The sequence below is a fragment of the Vibrio sp. SCSIO 43135 genome (assembly GCF_023716665.1).
Lineage (GTDB): Bacteria > Pseudomonadota > Gammaproteobacteria > Enterobacterales > Vibrionaceae > Vibrio > Vibrio paucivorans.
This window is the reverse complement of the sequence record NZ_CP071859.1, coordinates 291,009-307,039: the sequence shown is the minus strand read 5'-3', so window position 1 is coordinate 307,039 and position 16,031 is coordinate 291,009. Positions and strand designations below refer to the sequence as shown.

Annotated in this window: 27 protein-coding genes; 6 read left to right on the top strand and 21 right to left on the bottom strand. The window is 44.6% G+C overall.

Annotation, left to right across the window (positions count from 1 at the left end; genetic code table 11):
* Positions 1-412: 412 nt before the first annotated feature.
* The 4 genes from cpdB (at position 413) to J4N42_RS01450 (ending at position 4,445) form a co-directional block, all read left to right on the top strand.
* Positions 413-2,392, top strand: a complete 1,980-nt coding sequence (gene cpdB / locus J4N42_RS01465; RefSeq protein ID WP_252029168.1) for a 2',3'-cyclic-nucleotide 2'-phosphodiesterase — start codon at positions 413-415, stop codon at positions 2,390-2,392.
* 61 nt (positions 2,393-2,453) lie between these two features.
* Complete coding sequence (locus tag J4N42_RS01460; RefSeq protein WP_252029166.1) at positions 2,454-3,017, top strand: Crp/Fnr family transcriptional regulator; 564 nt, start codon at positions 2,454-2,456, stop codon at positions 3,015-3,017.
* 70 nt (positions 3,018-3,087) lie between these two features.
* Positions 3,088-3,540, top strand: a complete 453-nt coding sequence (locus J4N42_RS01455; protein WP_252029164.1) for a GNAT family N-acetyltransferase — start codon at positions 3,088-3,090, stop codon at positions 3,538-3,540.
* A gap of 2 nt (positions 3,541-3,542) precedes the next feature.
* Positions 3,543-4,445, top strand: coding sequence for a DMT family transporter (locus tag J4N42_RS01450; protein ID WP_252029162.1), 903 nt, complete (start codon positions 3,543-3,545; stop codon positions 4,443-4,445).
* On the opposite strand, the gene J4N42_RS01445 is transcribed toward J4N42_RS01450, so the two are convergent.
* Entirely contained in the window at positions 4,395-4,955 is a 561-nt protein-coding gene (locus tag J4N42_RS01445) for a LysM-like peptidoglycan-binding domain-containing protein (protein WP_252029160.1), read from the bottom strand. The two genes, J4N42_RS01450 and J4N42_RS01445, sit on opposite strands and share 51 nt — an antisense overlap.
* 235 nt (positions 4,956-5,190) lie before the next feature.
* Here J4N42_RS01445 and bamJ point away from each other — a divergent pair, with 235 nt between their 5' ends.
* Together bamJ and J4N42_RS01435 are read left to right on the top strand one after the other, a co-directional pair.
* Positions 5,191-5,811 (top strand): BamJ family beta-barrel-assembly machinery protein, encoded by a 621-nt coding sequence (gene bamJ / locus J4N42_RS01440; protein WP_252029158.1) that lies wholly within the window; start codon positions 5,191-5,193, stop codon positions 5,809-5,811.
* Positions 5,812-5,904: 93 nt separating this feature from the next.
* Positions 5,905-6,378, top strand: a complete 474-nt coding sequence (locus J4N42_RS01435) for a DUF2780 domain-containing protein (protein ID WP_252029156.1) — start codon at positions 5,905-5,907, stop codon at positions 6,376-6,378.
* Between the two features lie 81 nt (positions 6,379-6,459).
* Here J4N42_RS01435 and rplQ read toward each other — a convergent pair whose 3' ends face one another.
* The 20 genes from rplQ to rplP form a co-directional block, all read right to left on the bottom strand.
* Positions 6,460-6,840 (bottom strand): 50S ribosomal protein L17, encoded by a 381-nt coding sequence (gene rplQ, locus J4N42_RS01430; RefSeq protein ID WP_005383141.1) that lies wholly within the window; start codon positions 6,838-6,840, stop codon positions 6,460-6,462.
* A gap of 26 nt (positions 6,841-6,866) precedes the next feature.
* The gene (locus J4N42_RS01425; RefSeq protein WP_252029154.1) at positions 6,867-7,859 is read right to left on the bottom strand and encodes a DNA-directed RNA polymerase subunit alpha; all 993 of its coding nucleotides are present in this window, start codon (positions 7,857-7,859) and stop codon (positions 6,867-6,869) included.
* A 24-nt stretch (positions 7,860-7,883) separates the two neighbouring features.
* Positions 7,884-8,504, bottom strand: coding sequence for a 30S ribosomal protein S4 (gene rpsD, locus J4N42_RS01420; RefSeq protein ID WP_252029152.1), 621 nt, complete (start codon positions 8,502-8,504; stop codon positions 7,884-7,886).
* Positions 8,505-8,531: 27 nt separating this feature from the next.
* Complete coding sequence (rpsK, locus tag J4N42_RS01415) at positions 8,532-8,921, bottom strand: 30S ribosomal protein S11 (RefSeq protein ID WP_001118870.1); 390 nt, start codon at positions 8,919-8,921, stop codon at positions 8,532-8,534.
* Positions 8,922-8,939: 18 nt separating this feature from the next.
* The gene (gene rpsM, locus J4N42_RS01410) at positions 8,940-9,296 is read right to left on the bottom strand and encodes a 30S ribosomal protein S13 (RefSeq protein ID WP_252029150.1); all 357 of its coding nucleotides are present in this window, start codon (positions 9,294-9,296) and stop codon (positions 8,940-8,942) included.
* 148 nt (positions 9,297-9,444) lie between these two features.
* A complete protein-coding gene (gene rpmJ / locus J4N42_RS01405) occupies positions 9,445-9,558 on the bottom strand; it encodes a 50S ribosomal protein L36 (RefSeq protein WP_000868186.1) in 114 nt (37 codons plus the stop codon).
* Positions 9,559-9,596: 38 nt separating this feature from the next.
* Positions 9,597-10,931, bottom strand: a complete 1,335-nt coding sequence (secY, locus tag J4N42_RS01400) for a preprotein translocase subunit SecY (protein WP_252029148.1) — start codon at positions 10,929-10,931, stop codon at positions 9,597-9,599.
* Between the two features lie 20 nt (positions 10,932-10,951).
* Positions 10,952-11,386 carry a 50S ribosomal protein L15 gene (gene rplO, locus J4N42_RS01395; RefSeq protein WP_252029146.1) on the bottom strand — a complete coding sequence of 145 codons (435 nt, stop codon included), beginning with the start codon at positions 11,384-11,386 and terminating at the stop codon, positions 10,952-10,954.
* Positions 11,387-11,391: 5 nt separating this feature from the next.
* Positions 11,392-11,568 carry a 50S ribosomal protein L30 gene (rpmD, locus tag J4N42_RS01390; protein ID WP_252029144.1) on the bottom strand — a complete coding sequence of 59 codons (177 nt, stop codon included), beginning with the start codon at positions 11,566-11,568 and terminating at the stop codon, positions 11,392-11,394.
* Between the two features lie 7 nt (positions 11,569-11,575).
* Positions 11,576-12,079, bottom strand: coding sequence for a 30S ribosomal protein S5 (rpsE, locus tag J4N42_RS01385; RefSeq protein WP_004745894.1), 504 nt, complete (start codon positions 12,077-12,079; stop codon positions 11,576-11,578).
* Between the two features lie 14 nt (positions 12,080-12,093).
* Positions 12,094-12,447 (bottom strand): 50S ribosomal protein L18, encoded by a 354-nt coding sequence (gene rplR, locus J4N42_RS01380; RefSeq protein WP_252029143.1) that lies wholly within the window; start codon positions 12,445-12,447, stop codon positions 12,094-12,096.
* Between the two features lie 9 nt (positions 12,448-12,456).
* Positions 12,457-12,990: a 50S ribosomal protein L6 gene (gene rplF / locus J4N42_RS01375; protein ID WP_252029141.1), complete on the bottom strand. Its 534-nt coding sequence runs from the start codon at positions 12,988-12,990 to the stop codon at positions 12,457-12,459.
* A 12-nt stretch (positions 12,991-13,002) separates the two neighbouring features.
* Positions 13,003-13,395, bottom strand: a complete 393-nt coding sequence (gene rpsH / locus J4N42_RS01370; protein ID WP_252029139.1) for a 30S ribosomal protein S8 — start codon at positions 13,393-13,395, stop codon at positions 13,003-13,005.
* Between the two features lie 30 nt (positions 13,396-13,425).
* Positions 13,426-13,731, bottom strand: a complete 306-nt coding sequence (gene rpsN, locus J4N42_RS01365) for a 30S ribosomal protein S14 (RefSeq protein WP_038228838.1) — start codon at positions 13,729-13,731, stop codon at positions 13,426-13,428.
* Positions 13,732-13,748: 17 nt separating this feature from the next.
* Complete coding sequence (gene rplE, locus J4N42_RS01360) at positions 13,749-14,288, bottom strand: 50S ribosomal protein L5 (protein WP_239841884.1); 540 nt, start codon at positions 14,286-14,288, stop codon at positions 13,749-13,751.
* A gap of 23 nt (positions 14,289-14,311) precedes the next feature.
* The gene (gene rplX, locus J4N42_RS01355; protein WP_096994896.1) at positions 14,312-14,629 is read right to left on the bottom strand and encodes a 50S ribosomal protein L24; all 318 of its coding nucleotides are present in this window, start codon (positions 14,627-14,629) and stop codon (positions 14,312-14,314) included.
* A 12-nt stretch (positions 14,630-14,641) separates the two neighbouring features.
* Positions 14,642-15,013, bottom strand: a complete 372-nt coding sequence (gene rplN / locus J4N42_RS01350) for a 50S ribosomal protein L14 (protein ID WP_006075569.1) — start codon at positions 15,011-15,013, stop codon at positions 14,642-14,644.
* Positions 15,014-15,174: 161 nt separating this feature from the next.
* The gene (gene rpsQ / locus J4N42_RS01345) at positions 15,175-15,429 is read right to left on the bottom strand and encodes a 30S ribosomal protein S17 (RefSeq protein ID WP_252029137.1); all 255 of its coding nucleotides are present in this window, start codon (positions 15,427-15,429) and stop codon (positions 15,175-15,177) included.
* A complete protein-coding gene (rpmC, locus tag J4N42_RS01340; protein ID WP_004410456.1) occupies positions 15,429-15,620 on the bottom strand; it encodes a 50S ribosomal protein L29 in 192 nt (63 codons plus the stop codon). Before rpmC ends, rpsQ begins: the two co-directional genes overlap by 1 nt.
* The gene (gene rplP, locus J4N42_RS01335; RefSeq protein ID WP_006075723.1) at positions 15,620-16,030 is read right to left on the bottom strand and encodes a 50S ribosomal protein L16; all 411 of its coding nucleotides are present in this window, start codon (positions 16,028-16,030) and stop codon (positions 15,620-15,622) included. Before rplP ends, rpmC begins: the two co-directional genes overlap by 1 nt.
* Position 16,031: the final 1 nt, after the last annotated feature.

The window sequence follows — 16,031 nt, the reverse complement described above, 5'->3', positions numbered from 1 at the left end:
TTCCTTTTAAGCCTTTAGGCTTATTTATGTCCCTAAATCTTTGGTCGAAAGTATATTGAGAAGGCAATAGCACTATTGTTGATTTGAGTATTAGATAAGAACCAATCTAACTTTTGAGACTCTCAATTCCACTGCTGTAGCCCATCACTTAATACTTTCAGATAGTCGCATTATGGACACCTGCATATATTACCGGAAATTCTAAAATTTCATTTTTTATTACTTAAAACAATAAGAGCATTTATAAACAGAATGTCGATTTATTAAAAAATTCTAAATTCTTATACTTAGCGCCAAATTTCGCCTTATAACGCCGAAAGGGTTCACACTTTCGTGCTCCAAATTAATTTGTTTGCATAGTAATTTGTTACATTACGCAACAAATCTCTTCTATTCCAAATTGGAGCTTTCCATGAAATCGGCAATGAAACCTTTATCAATCGCAGTAATCGCAGGTCTTGGCCTAGCGACGCTATCTGGTTGTACGACTACTCCAGATACTGACGAAGTAATCAAACTACGTGTTGTTGAAACAACAGATATTCATACCAACCTAATGGATTACGATTACTACAAAGACAAGCCAAGCCAAAAGATCGGTCTTGCTCGTACTGCAACACTGGTTAAAGAAGCTCGTGCTGAAGTAACCAACAGTGTTCTTGTTGATAATGGTGACTTGCTGCAAGGTAGCCCAATGGGTGACTACATGGCAGACAAAGGCATCGAAGCTGGCGAAGTTCACCCGGCGTACAAAGCGATGAACCAGCTAAACTATGATGCTGGTAACATTGGTAACCACGAATTCAACTACGGCTTAGAATTCCTAGCTGAATCTATCAATGATGCAGAGTTCCCTTACATCAGTGCAAACGTATTTGATGCCAAAACAGGTGAGCACTACTTCAAGCCATACATCATCAAAACGCACACATTTAAAGATACTGCGGGCGTAGAGCATGAAGTAAAAGTGGGTTACATCGGCTTTGTTCCACCACAAATCATGATTTGGGATAAGAAGAACCTTGAGGGTAAAGTTACCGCTCGTGACATTAAAGAAACAGCAGAAGAACTGATTCCTCAAATGAAGGAAGAAGGTGCGGAAGTGATTGTTGCTATCCCGCACTCTGGTGTCTCAATGGACCCGTACAAGCAAGGTGAAGAAAACTCAACTTACTACCTATCAGAAGTTGAAGGTATCGATGCCATTGCATTTGGTCACTCGCATGCTGTATTCCCTGGTAAGGGCTTTGACAACATGCAAGGGATCGACAACGAAAACGGCACAATCAATGGCGTAGCGGCTGTAATGCCAGGCCGTTGGGGTAGTCACGTTGGTATCATGGATCTAACTCTGGTTCAAAAAGACGGTAAGTGGGAAGTAGAAAAAGGCCAATCTGAAGCTCGCCCGATCTACAGCAAAACAGAAAAGAAATCTCTGGCGGACGCGGACGCTGGTATCGTTAAAGCACTAGAAGCCGACCACAAAGGCACACGTGACTTCGTTAACCAACCAATTGGTAAAGCGAACGATGTGATGTACAGCTTCCTAGCACTTGTTCAAGACGACCCAACCGTGCAAATCGTCAACCTAGCTCAAAAAGATTACGTTGAGCGTTTCATCCAAGGTGACCCTGATCTAGCGGATATCCCTGTTCTTTCTGCTGCTGCACCATTTAAAGCAGGCGGCCGTAAGAATGACCCTGCAAACTTTACTGAAGTTGAATCTGGCCAGTTAACGTTCCGTAACGCCGCGGACCTTTACTTGTACCCGAATACGCTAGTAGCGATGAAAGTAACAGGTAAAGAAGTAAAAGAGTGGCTAGAGTGTACTGCAGGCCAGTTCAAGCAAATTGACGTGAACAGCACAGCTCCTCAACAGCTTATTGACTGGGATGGCTTCCGTACTTACAACTTCGATGTTATCGATGGCGTGAACTACCAGATCGATGTTACTCAACCAGCAAAATACGATGGTAACTGTAAAGTTATTAACGAAGGTTCTGAGCGTATCGTAGGACTAACTTACCAAGGTAAGCCTATCGAAATGAATCAAGACTTCATTATTGCAACTAACAACTACCGTGCATACAGCAACAAATTCCCTGGCACTGGCTCTGAGTTCGTTGCGTTCGATTCTCCAGATGAAAACCGTTCAGTTATCGCGGCATACATCTCTCGCGTAAGCCAAGAGAAAGGTGAAGTAACACCAAGTGCAGACAACAACTGGACATTCGCTCCTATCAAGTCGGACAAGAAGCTGGATATCCGTTTTGAAACTTCACCAAGTGAAAAAGCTGCGAAGTTCATCGAAGAGAAAGGTCAGTACCCAATGAAACGTGTCGCGACAGACGATGTTGGCTTTGGTGTTTACCAGATTGATCTACAAAAATAGGCATTAGTTATATAAAGTAAAAAGCCGCAACTCATGTTGCGGCTTTTTTGTAGGAGCAAAGATGGATTTAAGACTTATTCAGCAACTTGATAAGCATGGTTTTACTCAAGACGAAATTACTCAAATTGGCGAAGTGACGACAGAGTTAGAACTCCCAACTCGCCATATCCTAATCAATCAAGGGGAGATCGCGTCCCATATTTACTTCGTTCTTGATGGTGTATGCCATGCAGGCTACCTGACAGAAAAGGGAAAAGAGTTCAGCAAAGAGTTTTACTGGGAACTCGACTGGATCATTGGATTTGAAAGCGTAATAAAAAACCAACCCTCTCCTTACTTATTAGAAACGCTAACGGCTTGTTCACTGCTTTGTCTACCAATAGAGGTTTTCCAGCAATGGCGGGAGGTCAATCACCCTATCTATCTAAAACTGCTAGAAACGCAGCTTATGTACAAAGAGAACAAAGAACGCTTTATGTTGTTATATACACCAGAAGAACGTTACGAGTTGTTTTGCCAACATTACCCAGAACTACTGGAACGACTCAATGACTATCAAATCGCGGCCTATTTGGGGATCACCGCCATTAGCTTAAGCCGAATAAAAAACCGGGCAACCTCTTAACATATGTTAATGCCACCCTTTCCTCTCATTGCTATAGTTTATCAATATTTCAGACAACCAGTACTATCCAATGATTGAGTGGCAACTAAAACGCTTTTCCGAGTTATCCCAATATGAACTCTACGAACTACTTAAACTTAGAGTGAACGTCTTTGTTGTAGAACAAAACTGTCCTTACCCTGAACTCGACGACAAAGATACCCATACCGAGGTGCATCACCTAATTGGCCGACAGAGCGGCGAAATTGTCGCATGCGCTCGCCTACTCCCAGCAGGCGTCAGTTACTCCAATATCAGCATAGGTAGAATCGCAACTAAAGAAAACGTACGTGGTGACGGCATAGGCCACAAACTCGTCGCAAAAGCACTGTTGGAGTGCGAACAATTATGGCCAAATAAAGATATCGAGATAGGTGCTCAGGCTCATCTCGAGCACTTCTACCAAGCTCACGGTTTTAAAAAAAGCTCACCACCTTACTTGGAAGACGGTATCCCACATATAGATATGCTTCGTAAGGACTAGCGATGTCACCTCAATCCGTTGCGGTAATGTTACTGGTTGTTGGAAATCTAGCGGCGTCGTTGTCTGATGTAGCGGTAAAATTGTTAGAGGGAGGGATATCTCCCTTCCAATACATATTCATACGGCAACTCACTTCGGTCGCGATCATCCTACCTTTTTGGTTACAGCTTCATCATCGACAACGCAAGTTAACCGCCGTAATCACTACAGTGACTAGAGGACAACTGATTATGATGGGCAGCGGCTGTATGATGGTCGCTATAACCTATCTACCTTTGGCTACTGCTAACGCTGTCTTTTATGCCGCCCCACTGATCATGCTGCCTCTGTCGATTTGGCTACTCAAAGAAACACCAAATGTCACTAAAGTAATCTCTACCTGCATTGGATTTATTGGGGTGTTAATTGTGCTCAGACCTTCACAATTTCATTGGGCAGCGATTTTTGCACTCGGTACCGCAATCACTTTAGCGCTATTTAATATATTGGTGCGTAGGCTACCTTCAGAACAACCTATGATAGCTACACTATTTTGGACAACGTTGAGTTCTCTGCCAGTATCAACGGCTCTTGCCTACATTTACTGGCAACCAATTACAAATACGCAGGTACTATGGATAGTGGTAAGCGCCGTATTGATTCTAACCTACAACGGACTCGCGGTCCTGGCATACAAAAAGGCACAGGCTAGCCAAGTTGCGTTAGCGGAATATTCGGGGTTGGTGTTCGTTGCTATTATTGGAGCAATTGGGTTTAACGAGATCCCAGATGGATTCACCATAGCGGGCATAGCATTGATAATAGCTCCGCTACTACCTTGGAAGAGCGTGTTAAGAAGAAGGGAAAAGCATCCGTTACTTACTGCGTCCAAATCCTCCATCAGAAAGACGGAAAAACATCACTGAACCACTATTTTTCTCTAGCTGAAGAATATCGAGCTTACCATCAGATGCGAGTTTAAAACGCACTAACTGGCCCTTCTTAATTCGACTTAATGGCTTGTCGGTACCCTCAACTTTTACCAAAGCGTTTAAATCTGCCATTGGCAAACCATTAGCACGGAATACCTGGGCAAGTGTATCGCCACTTTTCACCGTGTATTCACTCCAAGACTCGATTGGGGCTGTGACTGTCGCTTGGCTTTTTTGTTCACTCAAACCTTGGGTATTAATGTCTATCTCTACCCTTTGATTCGGCTTGATGGAAGGCTCAACGTCCGATTTAGGGGTAGGTAAAACCAGCAAAATCATCACAAGTGGTACTAATACCATCAATGCTCTTTGATGCAATTTAGGCAAACTTAACCAAAGCGACTTTAGTTCTAAACTCGCTTTCTTCCAATCTACCTGCTTAACTCTTTCCTGAATTAATGCAACGTAATCAACCTGCTGCTGTTTCTTCTTACGGCGATTCATTACTATCCGTTCCCAAACTTGAATATGATTAGTATAAAAACAGACTCGCTCTGAGTATAGGGAATTTAGCTTAGCAAGGTCATTAGTCGGTAAAATATTGTAATTTTCGCGGCGTAGTAAGATAGAGCTCACACTGTAGACTTATCGCGCTATACAGTTGTAGCAGGCGTTTCATCCTTTTTCTATACCTGTTATCCTGTGCTCTTTCTTGTCTATCATACAAAGAGTGACTTTCATGTCTGAAGTAAAATTTGAAACTGTAGAGCAAAAAGCAAGCTACGGTATTGGTCTGCAAATGGGCCAACAACTTGCAGGTTCTGGTCTAGAAGGCCTAAGCGTTGATGCTATCGCAGCAGGGATCGCAACTGCACTAACTGGTGATATGCCAGCTATCGAAATTGATGAGATCAACAATGCACTGCAAGAGCTTCACACTCGTGCAGAATCAGCTCGTCAAGAAGCAGCTAAAGCAGCGGCAGCAGACGGTGAAGCGTACCTAAAAGACAATGCTCTTCGCCCTGAAGTTACTGTTCTTGAATCAGGCCTACAATATGAGATCATTACTGAAGGTACAGGTGAAATCCCAACTTCAGACAAGCAAGTTCGAGTTCATTACCACGGCGAACTAACAGACGGTACTGTATTCGATAGCTCAGTATCTCGCGGTCAACCAGCTGAATTCCCAGTAACGGGCGTAATTAAAGGTTGGGTTGAAGCGCTTCAACTAATGCCAGTTGGTTCTAAGTGGAAGCTATACATCCCACAAGACCTAGCATACGGTGAGCGCGGTGCAGGTGCTGCTATTCCTCCTTTTGCTGCTCTAGTATTCGAAGTAGAACTACTAGCAATCCTGTAAGCAATCTCATTGTTACGATTGTTTAAAAAGCAGCGCATCGCGCTGCTTTTTTTATCTAAACTATATGGAAGAGTTAAACAACAAGGAAAAAGTATGAAAAACTACTTAGTTCTCGCCGCCACTATTGGTCTCACCTCTACACCAACATATGCCTTCCTAGACAGCCTGACAGATAAAGAAGAGCAGCAAGGCTTGATGGATATGGTAGCAAAAGGAATGAGTGCAGAATCAACACCAATAGCTGACCAGTTAACTGAGCAACTTCCCGTATCAAAACAGCAAGCAATGACTGGAGGAAGTGCCTTATTATCTTTAGCACAAAGCCAACTTACCTCAGGGCAAAATAAAGAGCTAACATCTCTCATTCCGGGGTTGGCTGAGTTCAATCAAGTGTCAACCCTAGCTAGCGGACTACAAGACATGCCAGCAGTTAAAAAGGCATTTGAAAGTGTTGGACTGGATCCATCAATGATCAGCCAGTTTACACCCGTGATCTTAGGTTACTTAACCGAGCAAGGTGCGAGTAGTGGACTGCTAACCTCCTTAGAGAAGCTATGGTCGGAGTAATTTAACTGGTAATGTTGAGATTTCAACAGATACAAAAAAAGCCGAGCTTTCGCTCGGCCTTTTTTTGTTCTAACGAACTGATTACTCAGCAGCTTCTTCAGCAGCTGGGCGATCAACAAGCTCAATGTAAGCCATTGGAGCTTTATCACCGGCACGGAAGCCAGCTTTTAGGATACGAGTGTAACCGCCCTGACGAGCAGCAAAACGTGGACCTAGTTCGTTGAATAGTTTTGCAACTACTTCGTTATCACGAGTGCGTGCAAATGCTAGACGACGGTTAGCAACACTGTCAGTCTTAGCTAATGTAATCAAAGGCTCAACTACGCGACGTAGCTCTTTTGCTTTTGGCAAAGTAGTCTTGATAACTTCATGACGTACTAGAGAGCTAGCCATGTTGCTAAACATCGCTTTACGATGTGAGCTGTTGCGGTTGAGTTGACGACCACTCTTACGATGGCGCATGACCTAATCCTTCTAACTAGTATCGATTAATCTTCAGCGATAGACGCTGGTGGCCAGTTTTCTAGGCGCATGCCCAGAGAAAGACCACGTGATGCAAGTACGTCTTTAATCTCAGTAAGAGATTTTTTACCAAGGTTTGGCGTTTTAAGTAGCTCAACCTCAGTGCGCTGTACAAGATCACCGATGTAGTGAATCGCTTCTGCTTTCAAACAGTTAGCAGAGCGAACTGTTAGTTCAAGATCGTCTACAGGACGCAGTAGGATCGGATCGAATTCTGGCTTCTCTTCCTTCTCCTCAGGAACACGTACATCACGAAGATCTACGAATGCATCCAATTGTTCAGCTAGGATAGTAGCTGCACGACGGATAGCTTCCTCAGGTTCAAGAGTACCGTTCGTTTCCATATCGATAACAAGCTTGTCTAAATCAGTACGCTGTTCTACACGTGCTGCCTCTACAGAGTAGGCAATTTTGTCTACTGGGCTGTAAGTTGCATCAACAAGTAGACGACCGATTGGACGCTCATCTTCTTCAGTATGGATACGAGCAGAAGCTGGAACATAACCACGTCCACGTTCTACTTTAATACGCATTGCGATCTCAGCACTGTCATCAGTTAGGTGACAGATTACGTGTTCCGGGTTTACGATCTCTACATCACCGTCATGGGTGATGTCACCTGCAACCACAGGGCCTGAGCCTGATTTGTTCAGCGTAATAAACACTTCATCTTTGCCTTCGGCAACGCGAACAGCAAGACCTTTCAGGTTAAGAAGAATCTCAAGGATATCCTCTTGTACACCTTCTTTAGTGCTGTATTCGTGTAGTACGCCTTCAATTTCCACTTCTGTTACAGCACAACCTGGCATAGAAGATAGAAGAATACGGCGAAGTGCATTACCCAGAGTATGACCGAAACCACGCTCTAACGGCTCAAGAGTTACTTTTGCGTGTGTCGTGTTGATCTGTTCGATGTCAACAAGACGTGGCTTAAGAAATTCTGTTACAGAACCCTGCATTGTGTCCTCTCTTTAGTTTAAACCTTACTTAGAGTAAAGCTCGACGATCAATTGTTCGTTGATGTCAGCTGACAGGTCAGAACGCTCAGGCATACGCTTGAATGTACCTTCCATTTTGCCACCATCTACTTCAATCCAAGTTGGTTTTTCACGTTGTTCAGCAACTTCTAGAGCAGCTTTAACACGAGCTTGCTTTTTAGCTTTCTCGCGAATTGAAACAACGTCATTAGCCGAAACTTTGAAAGAAGGAACGTTTACAACGTTACCGTTAACTAGGATAGCTTTGTGGCTAACTAGTTGGCGTGCTTCTGCGCGAGTTGCGCCAAAGCCCATGCGGTAAACTACGTTATCAAGACGACCTTCAAGAAGCTGAAGTAGGTTTTCACCCGTGTTGCCTTTAAGACGCGCAGCTTCTTTGTAGTAGTTACGGAATTGTTTTTCTAGAACGCCGTAGATACGACGAACTTTTTGCTTCTCACGAAGCTGAACGCCATACTCAGATAGACGACCGCGACGAGCGCCGTGTACACCTGGTGCGTTATCAATTTTACACTTGGTATCGATCGCGCGTACACCAGACTTAAGGAATAAGTCAGTACCTTCGCGACGGCTAAGCTTCAGCTTAGGACCCAAATATCTTGCCATGATCTTTCTCCAGTAATCTAAAAAACGTTATACGCGACGTTTCTTAGGTGGACGACAACCGTTATGAGGGATTGGTGTAGCATCAACGATGTTTGTGATGCGGAAACCAGCAGCGTTCAGTGCGCGAACAGTAGATTCACGACCTGGACCTGGACCCTTAACCATAACTTCCAAGTTCTTTAGGCCATATTCTTTAGCCATTTCAGCACAACGCTCAGCTGCAACCTGTGCTGCGAACGGAGTAGACTTACGAGAACCACGGAAGCCTGAACCACCTGCAGTAGCCCATGCTAGAGCGTTACCTTGACGGTCAGTAATAGTTACGATTGTGTTATTGAAAGAAGCATGGATGTGCGCAACACCGTCTGCAACTTGTTTGCGAACGCGTTTACGCGCGCGAGTTGGTTGTTTAGCCATTGTACTCTACCTTCCCGATTATTTCTTGATCGGCTTACGCGGACCCTTACGGGTGCGAGCATTGGTTTTAGTACGCTGTCCACGTAGTGGTAGACTGCGACGATGACGAAGACCACGGTAACAACCAAGGTCCATAAGACGCTTGATGTTCATTGATACTTCACGACGTAGATCACCTTCTACAGTGTATTTAGCTACACCATCACGCAGTTGATCGATCTGCTCATCAGATAGTTCACTGATCTTAACATCTTCAGCAATACCCACGTCAGCTAGAATAGCTTGAGAGCGAGTTTTACCGATACCGTAGATCGCAGTTAGTGCGATTACAGCATGTTTTTGATCAGGAATGTTAATGCCTGCTATACGGGCCATTATTCACTCCTAAGTGTTTCATAAAAGAATTAACCACAGCAAAGCCCGTGATGGATACGCTGTGGGATACTACTTCTTTTGCACGCAAAAGGTAGGCCGAGGAATATACTCGACACTACCTTATATTTCAAGTAAAAATTTCTGCTAATTAGCCTTGGCGTTGCTTGTGCTTTGGCTCACTGCAAATCACGCGAACGACACCGTTACGCTTGATAACTTTACAGTTACGGCAGATTTTTTTAACGGAAGCACGAACTTTCATTGCTAAACTCCGTAATGAAATCTGAGACTACCGCCGGATTAACGGCCGTACCCTTTCAGATTCGCTTTTTTCAACACAGAATCATACTGTTGTGACATCAGATGAGTCTGTACCTGTGCCATAAAGTCCATGATAACAACTACTACGATAAGTAGTGATGTACCGCCGAAGTAGAAACGTACGTTCCACGCGACCATCATGAACTCGGGAATCAGACAGATAAAGGTAATGTACAGTGCACCAGCTAAGGTTAAACGTGTCATTACTTTATCGATATATTTCGCTGTCTGCTCACCTGGGCGGATACCGGGTACGAATGCACCGGACTTCTTCAAGTTATCTGCTGTTTCACGCGGGTTAAATACTAACGCCGTGTAGAAGAAACAGAAGAAAATAATTGCTGCTGCATACAACATTACATACAGAGGCTGACCTGGGCTAAGAGCCAAAGACACGTCAGTTAACCAACCGAACGCGCTGCTCTCACCATTCTGACCAAACCACTGAGCCAGTGTTCCTGGGAACAGGATAATGCTTGATGCAAAAATCGCTGGTATAACACCTGCCATATTAATTTTAAGAGGCAAGTGAGTGCTTTGCGCTGCAAAAACTTTACGACCTTGTTGACGCTTCGCATAGTTGACAACGATACGACGTTGACCACGCTCCATGAAAACAACGAAGTAAATTACAGCAAAAGCTAATACACCGATCAGCAATAGAAGAAGTACATGCAATTCACCTTGACGCGCTTGCTCGATTGTTTGACCGATTGCAGAAGGCAATCCAGCAACAATACCTGCAAAAATTAGTAATGAGATACCATTACCAATTCCTCGCTCTGTAATTTGTTCACCTAACCACATTAGGAACATGGTACCGGTTACTAAACTTACGGTTGCAATTAGCGTAAACATGGTTTGGTTGATAACAACCAGATTGTCGACCATGTTTGGTAAGCCTGTTGCAATACCAATAGCTTGGAATGTTGCAAGTACAAGCGTGCCGTAGCGTGTATATTGGCTTATCTTACGACGGCCTGCTTCACCCTCTTTTTTGAGTTCCGCTAACGCTGGATGAACTACAGTTAGCAATTGGACAACAATCGAAGCCGAAATATACGGCATGATGCCCAATGCTAAAATAGATGCACGCTCAAGAGCACCACCGGAGAACATGTTAAACATTTCTACGATGGTACCTTTTTGCTGTTCGAACAAATCGGCAAGTACAGCTGCGTCAATACCAGGAATCGGCACAAAAGAGCCCGCTCGGAATACTAAAAGTGCACCAATTACGAATAATAAGCGCGACTTTAGTTCACTTAAGCCGCTCTGAGCACTACGAAAATCTTGTCCTGGTTTCTTAGCCATCTGTACCTCGTTCCTCGAGATTATTCCTCGATTTTACCGCCTGCAGCTTCGATTGCAGCTTTAGCGCCTTTAGTCACGCGTAGACCTTTAACAGTCACAGCTTTGCTAAGTTCGCCAGAAAGAACAACTTTTACAAATTCGATGTTCTTAGTAACGATGTTAGCAGCTTTAAGGCTGTTAAGATCAACTACGTCACCAGTTACTTTCGCTAGCTCAGCTAGACGAACTTCAGCAGACACTAGGCTCTTACGAGAAGTGAAACCGAATTTTGGTAGACGTTGTTTCAGAGGCATTTGACCGCCTTCAAAACCTGGACGTACAGAGCCGCCAGAACGTGACTTTTGACCTTTGTGACCGCGGCCACCTGTTTTACCAAGGCCAGAACCGATACCACGACCTAAACGCTTCTTAGAAGGCTTAGAACCCGCAGCCGGTGATAGAGTATTCAAACGCATTCTGATTACTCCTCAACTTTAACCATGTAGTAAACCTTGTTGATCATACCGCGTACACACGGAGTATCTTCAAGTTCTACTGTATGGTTGATTTTACGAAGGCCAAGACCTTTTAGACACAGTTTGTGCTTAGGTAGGCGACCAATTGAGCTTTTAGTTTGAGTTACTTTAATAGTTGCCATGGTGTTCTTACTCCGAAATAGATTCAACAGTTAGACCACGTTTAGCAGCAACCATTTCTGGCGACTTCATGCTACCTAGTGCATCGATCGTTGCACGAACGATGTTGATAGGGTTCGTAGAACCGTATGCTTTAGATAGTACGTTGTGTACACCAGCAACTTCTAGTACTGCACGCATCGCACCACCTGCGATAACACCAGTACCTTCAGCAGCAGGCTGCATGTAAACTTTAGAGCCCGAGTGGCGACCTTTCACCGGGTGGTGAAGAGTGCCTTCGTTAAGCGCGATAGTAGTCATGTTACGACGCGCTTTTTCCATTGCTTTTTGAATCGCTGCAGGTACTTCACGAGCTTTGCCGTAACCGAAACCTACGCGACCGTTACCGTCACCAACAACAGTTAGTGCAGTAAAGCTCATGATTCGACCACCTTTAACCGTCTTAGATACACGGTTAACTGCGATTAGCTTTTCTTGCAAATCATTCGCTTGAACTTGTTGTTCTTTAGCCATCTTCCAACCCTACCTTAGAATTTCAGACCAGCTTCGCGAGCAGATTCTGCTAGCGCCGCTACTCGACCGTGGTATTGGAAACCAGAACGATCGTATGCAACAGCAGAAACGCCTTTTTCAAGAGCGCGCTCAGCGATAGCTTTACCTACTGCTTTAGCTGCATCGATGTTACCAGTGTTCTTAACTTGCTCACGGATCGCTTTTTCTACAGTAGAAGCTGCTGCGATAACCTCAGAGCCGTTAGCTGCAATAACCTGAGCGTACACGTGACGAGGAGTACGGTGTACTACTAGGCGAGTTGCACCCAGTTCTGCAATCTTACGACGTGCACGTGTAGCACGACGGATGCGAGATGCTTTCTTATCCATAGTGTTACCTTACTTCTTCTTAGCTTCTTTAGTACGCACGATTTCATCGGCGTAACGAACACCTTTACCTTTATAAGGCTCAGGCTCACGGTAAGAACGAATGTCAGCCGCAACTTGACCAACTAGTTGCTTATCACAACCAGTAATAACGATCTCAGTTTGGCTAGGGCATTCTGCTTTAACACCTTCAGGTAGAGCGTGCTCTACTGGGTGTGAGAAGCCAAGTGTTAGACCTACAGCGTTGCCTTTCATAGCAGCACGGTAACCAACACCTTTAAGAGTTAGCTTCTTAGTAAAGCCTTCAGTAACACCAACAACCATGTTGTTAACTAGTGCACGAGCAGTACCTGCTTGTGCCCAAGCGTTAGCAGCACCTTCTTTTGGACCGAAAGTAAGGTTGTTTTCTTCCTGTGCAATCACTACTGCATCGTTAAGAGTGCGAGATAGTTCGCCCTTAGCGCCTTTAACAGTAATTTCTTGGCCGTTTAGTTTCACCTCTACGCCAGCTGGAATAGCGACAGGTGCTTTAGCAACACGAGACATATTCTACTCCTATTACGCTACGTAGCAGATGATTTCACCACCAAGACCTGCTTTGCGAGCAGCACGGTCAGACATCAGACCCTTGGAAGTGGATACTACAGCAATACCAAGACCACCCATCACAGTTGGTAGCGAGTCTTTGTTCTTGTAGACACGCAGACCAGGACGTGATACACGCTTGATTTGCTCAATTACTGGTTTAGCTTGGAAGTACTTAAGTGTAACTTCTAGCTCAGGTTTTACTTCGCCTTCAACAGCGAAGTCAGTGATGTAACCTTCAGCTTTTAGTAGTGCAGCAATTGCAACTTTAAGCTTTGAAGAAGGCATTTTAACAGCAACTTTGTTTGCTGCCTGACCGTTACGAACGCGGGTCAGCATATCCGAAATCGGATCTTGCATGCTCATAAGATTTACTCCAAATGATTAAGTGGCAAATTACCAGCTAGCCTTACGAAGTCCAGGAATCTCGCCTTTCATGCAAGCTTCGCGAACTTTGATACGGCTTAGACCGAACTTACGTAGGTAACCGTGTGGACGACCAGTTTGGTTACAACGGTTGCGCTGACGTGATGCACTCGAATCACGTGGAAGAGATTGCAGCTTAAGAACTGCATTCCAACGATCTTCTTCAGATGCGTTTACATCGCTGATGATAGCTTTTAGTGCTGAGCGCTTTTCAGCAAACTTAGCAACTAGCTTTGCACGTTTTACTTCACGTGCTTTCATTGATTGTTTAGCCATAACAGTAACCCTTCACCTTACTTACGGAATGGGAAGTTAAAGGCAGCCAGCAGAGCACGGCCTTCCGCATCGGTACCAGCTGACGTCGTGATAGTGATATCAAGACCGCGTACACGATCGACTTTATCGTAGTCGATTTCCGGGAAGATGATTTGCTCGCGAACGCCCATGCTGTAGTTACCACGACCGTCAAAAGACTTCGCGCTAACACCACGGAAATCACGTACACGTGGAAGAGCAATAGAGATTAAACGCTCTAGGAACTCCCACATACGTTCGCCACGTAAGGTTACTTTACAACCAATTGGGTAGCCTTCACGAATTTTGAAACCTGCAACAGATTTACGCGCTTTAGTGATAAGTGGCTTTTGACCAGAGATCGTTGCCATATCAGCTGCTGCGTTTTCTAGCAGTTTCTTATCGTTGATTGCTTCACCAACGCCCATGTTTAGGGTGATTTTTTCAATCCTAGGGACTTGCATGACGCTTGTGTAGCCGAACTCTTTGGTAAGCTCAGCGACTACAGACGACTTGTAGTAATCATGCAGTTTCGCCATAGTAGAACTCCAAATTACTTCTATTAGTTAGAAACGGTTTCGCCGTTAGACTTGAAGAAACGAACTTTCTTGCCATCTTCGATACGGAAACCGATACGGTCAGCTTTACCAGTAGCTGCGTTAAAGATTGCAACGTTAGAAGCATCAATAGCTGCTTCTTGTTCAACGATGCCACCTTGTTGACCTAGAGCCGGTACAGGCTTTTGGTGCTTCTTAACAAGGTTGATACCTTCAACAATAACTTTACCAGTTGCTAGAACCTTAGTTACTTTACCTTTCTTGCCTTTATCTTTACCAGCAAGAACGATTACTTCGTCATTACGACGGATTTTAGCTGCCATCTTTCGTGCTCCTTACAGAACTTCTGGAGCCAGTGATACAATCTTCATGAATTTCGCGTTGCGAAGTTCACGAGTCACTGGGCCAAAGATACGAGTGCCGACTGGTTGCTCAGTAGTGTCGTTTAACAATACACAAGCATTACGGTCGAAGCGAATGACAGAACCGTCTGGACGACGAACGCCTTTACGGGTGCGAACAACTACCGCCTTCAGAACATCACCTTTTTTAACTTTACCGCGTGGAATTGCTTCTTTTACAGTAACTTTGATGATGTCGCCGATGTGTGCGTAACGACGGTGTGAGCCACCCAGAACCTTAATACACATTACCTTGCGCGCGCCAGAGTTATCTGCAGCGTCAAGTGTACTTTGCATTTGGATCATTGTTAGTGCTCCGCTAAATATTAAAAACTAGACCCTCTCGGGTCGGGCTGCCTCTTTAAAGGGACGCGAATTGTACCACCCTTTTTTGTGATTGGGTAGACAAAAAACAAGCGGCCCCAAAAAAAATTTGGAGCCGCTTTATTATCGAAGAAAAACCGAAATTAAATTTTCGCTTTTTCTAGGACTTTAACCAAAGTCCAAGACTTAGTCTTAGACAGTGGACGACACTCAGCGATCTCAACTGTGTCGCCTAGGCCACACTCGTTGTTTTCGTCATGTGCGTGTACTTTAGTCGTGCGCTTTACGAACTTGCCGTAAATTGGGTGTTTAACCATGCGCTCGATAGAAACAACGATAGACTTGTCCATCTTGTCGCTAACAACACGACCTTGTTGAGTACGTTTTTGTTCGCTCATTATGCGCCTGCCTTCTCAGTCAAAACAGTTTTCACACGTGCGATATCACGGCGTACAGCTTTCAGAGTATGAGTTTGCTGTAGCTGACCAGTTGCAGCTTGCATGCGCAAGTTGAACTGTTCGCGTAGCAAATTCAATAGCTCAGCGTTAAGCTCTTCAACGCTCTTTTCGCGTAGATCTTGTGCTTTCATCACATCACCTGCTTAGTTACAAATGTAGTCTTGAAAGGCAGTTTACGTGCCGCTAGGCGGAACGCTTCACGTGCCAATTCTTCAGGTACACCGTCCATTTCGTACATAACCTTACCAGGTTGGATTTGGGCTACCCAGTACTCAACGTTACCTTTACCCTTACCTTGACGAACTTCTAGCGGTTTTTCTGTGATTGGTTTGTCTGGGAACACACGGATCCAGATTTTACCTTGACGCTTAACGTGACGTGTCATTGCACGACGAGCTGCTTCGATCTGACGAGCAGTTAGACGGCCACGGCCGACTGCTTTAAGACCGAATGTACCGAAGCTTACGTCGGTACCTTTCGCTAGACCACGGTTACGACCAGTTTGAACCTTACGGAACTTAGTACGTTTAGGTTGTAGCATC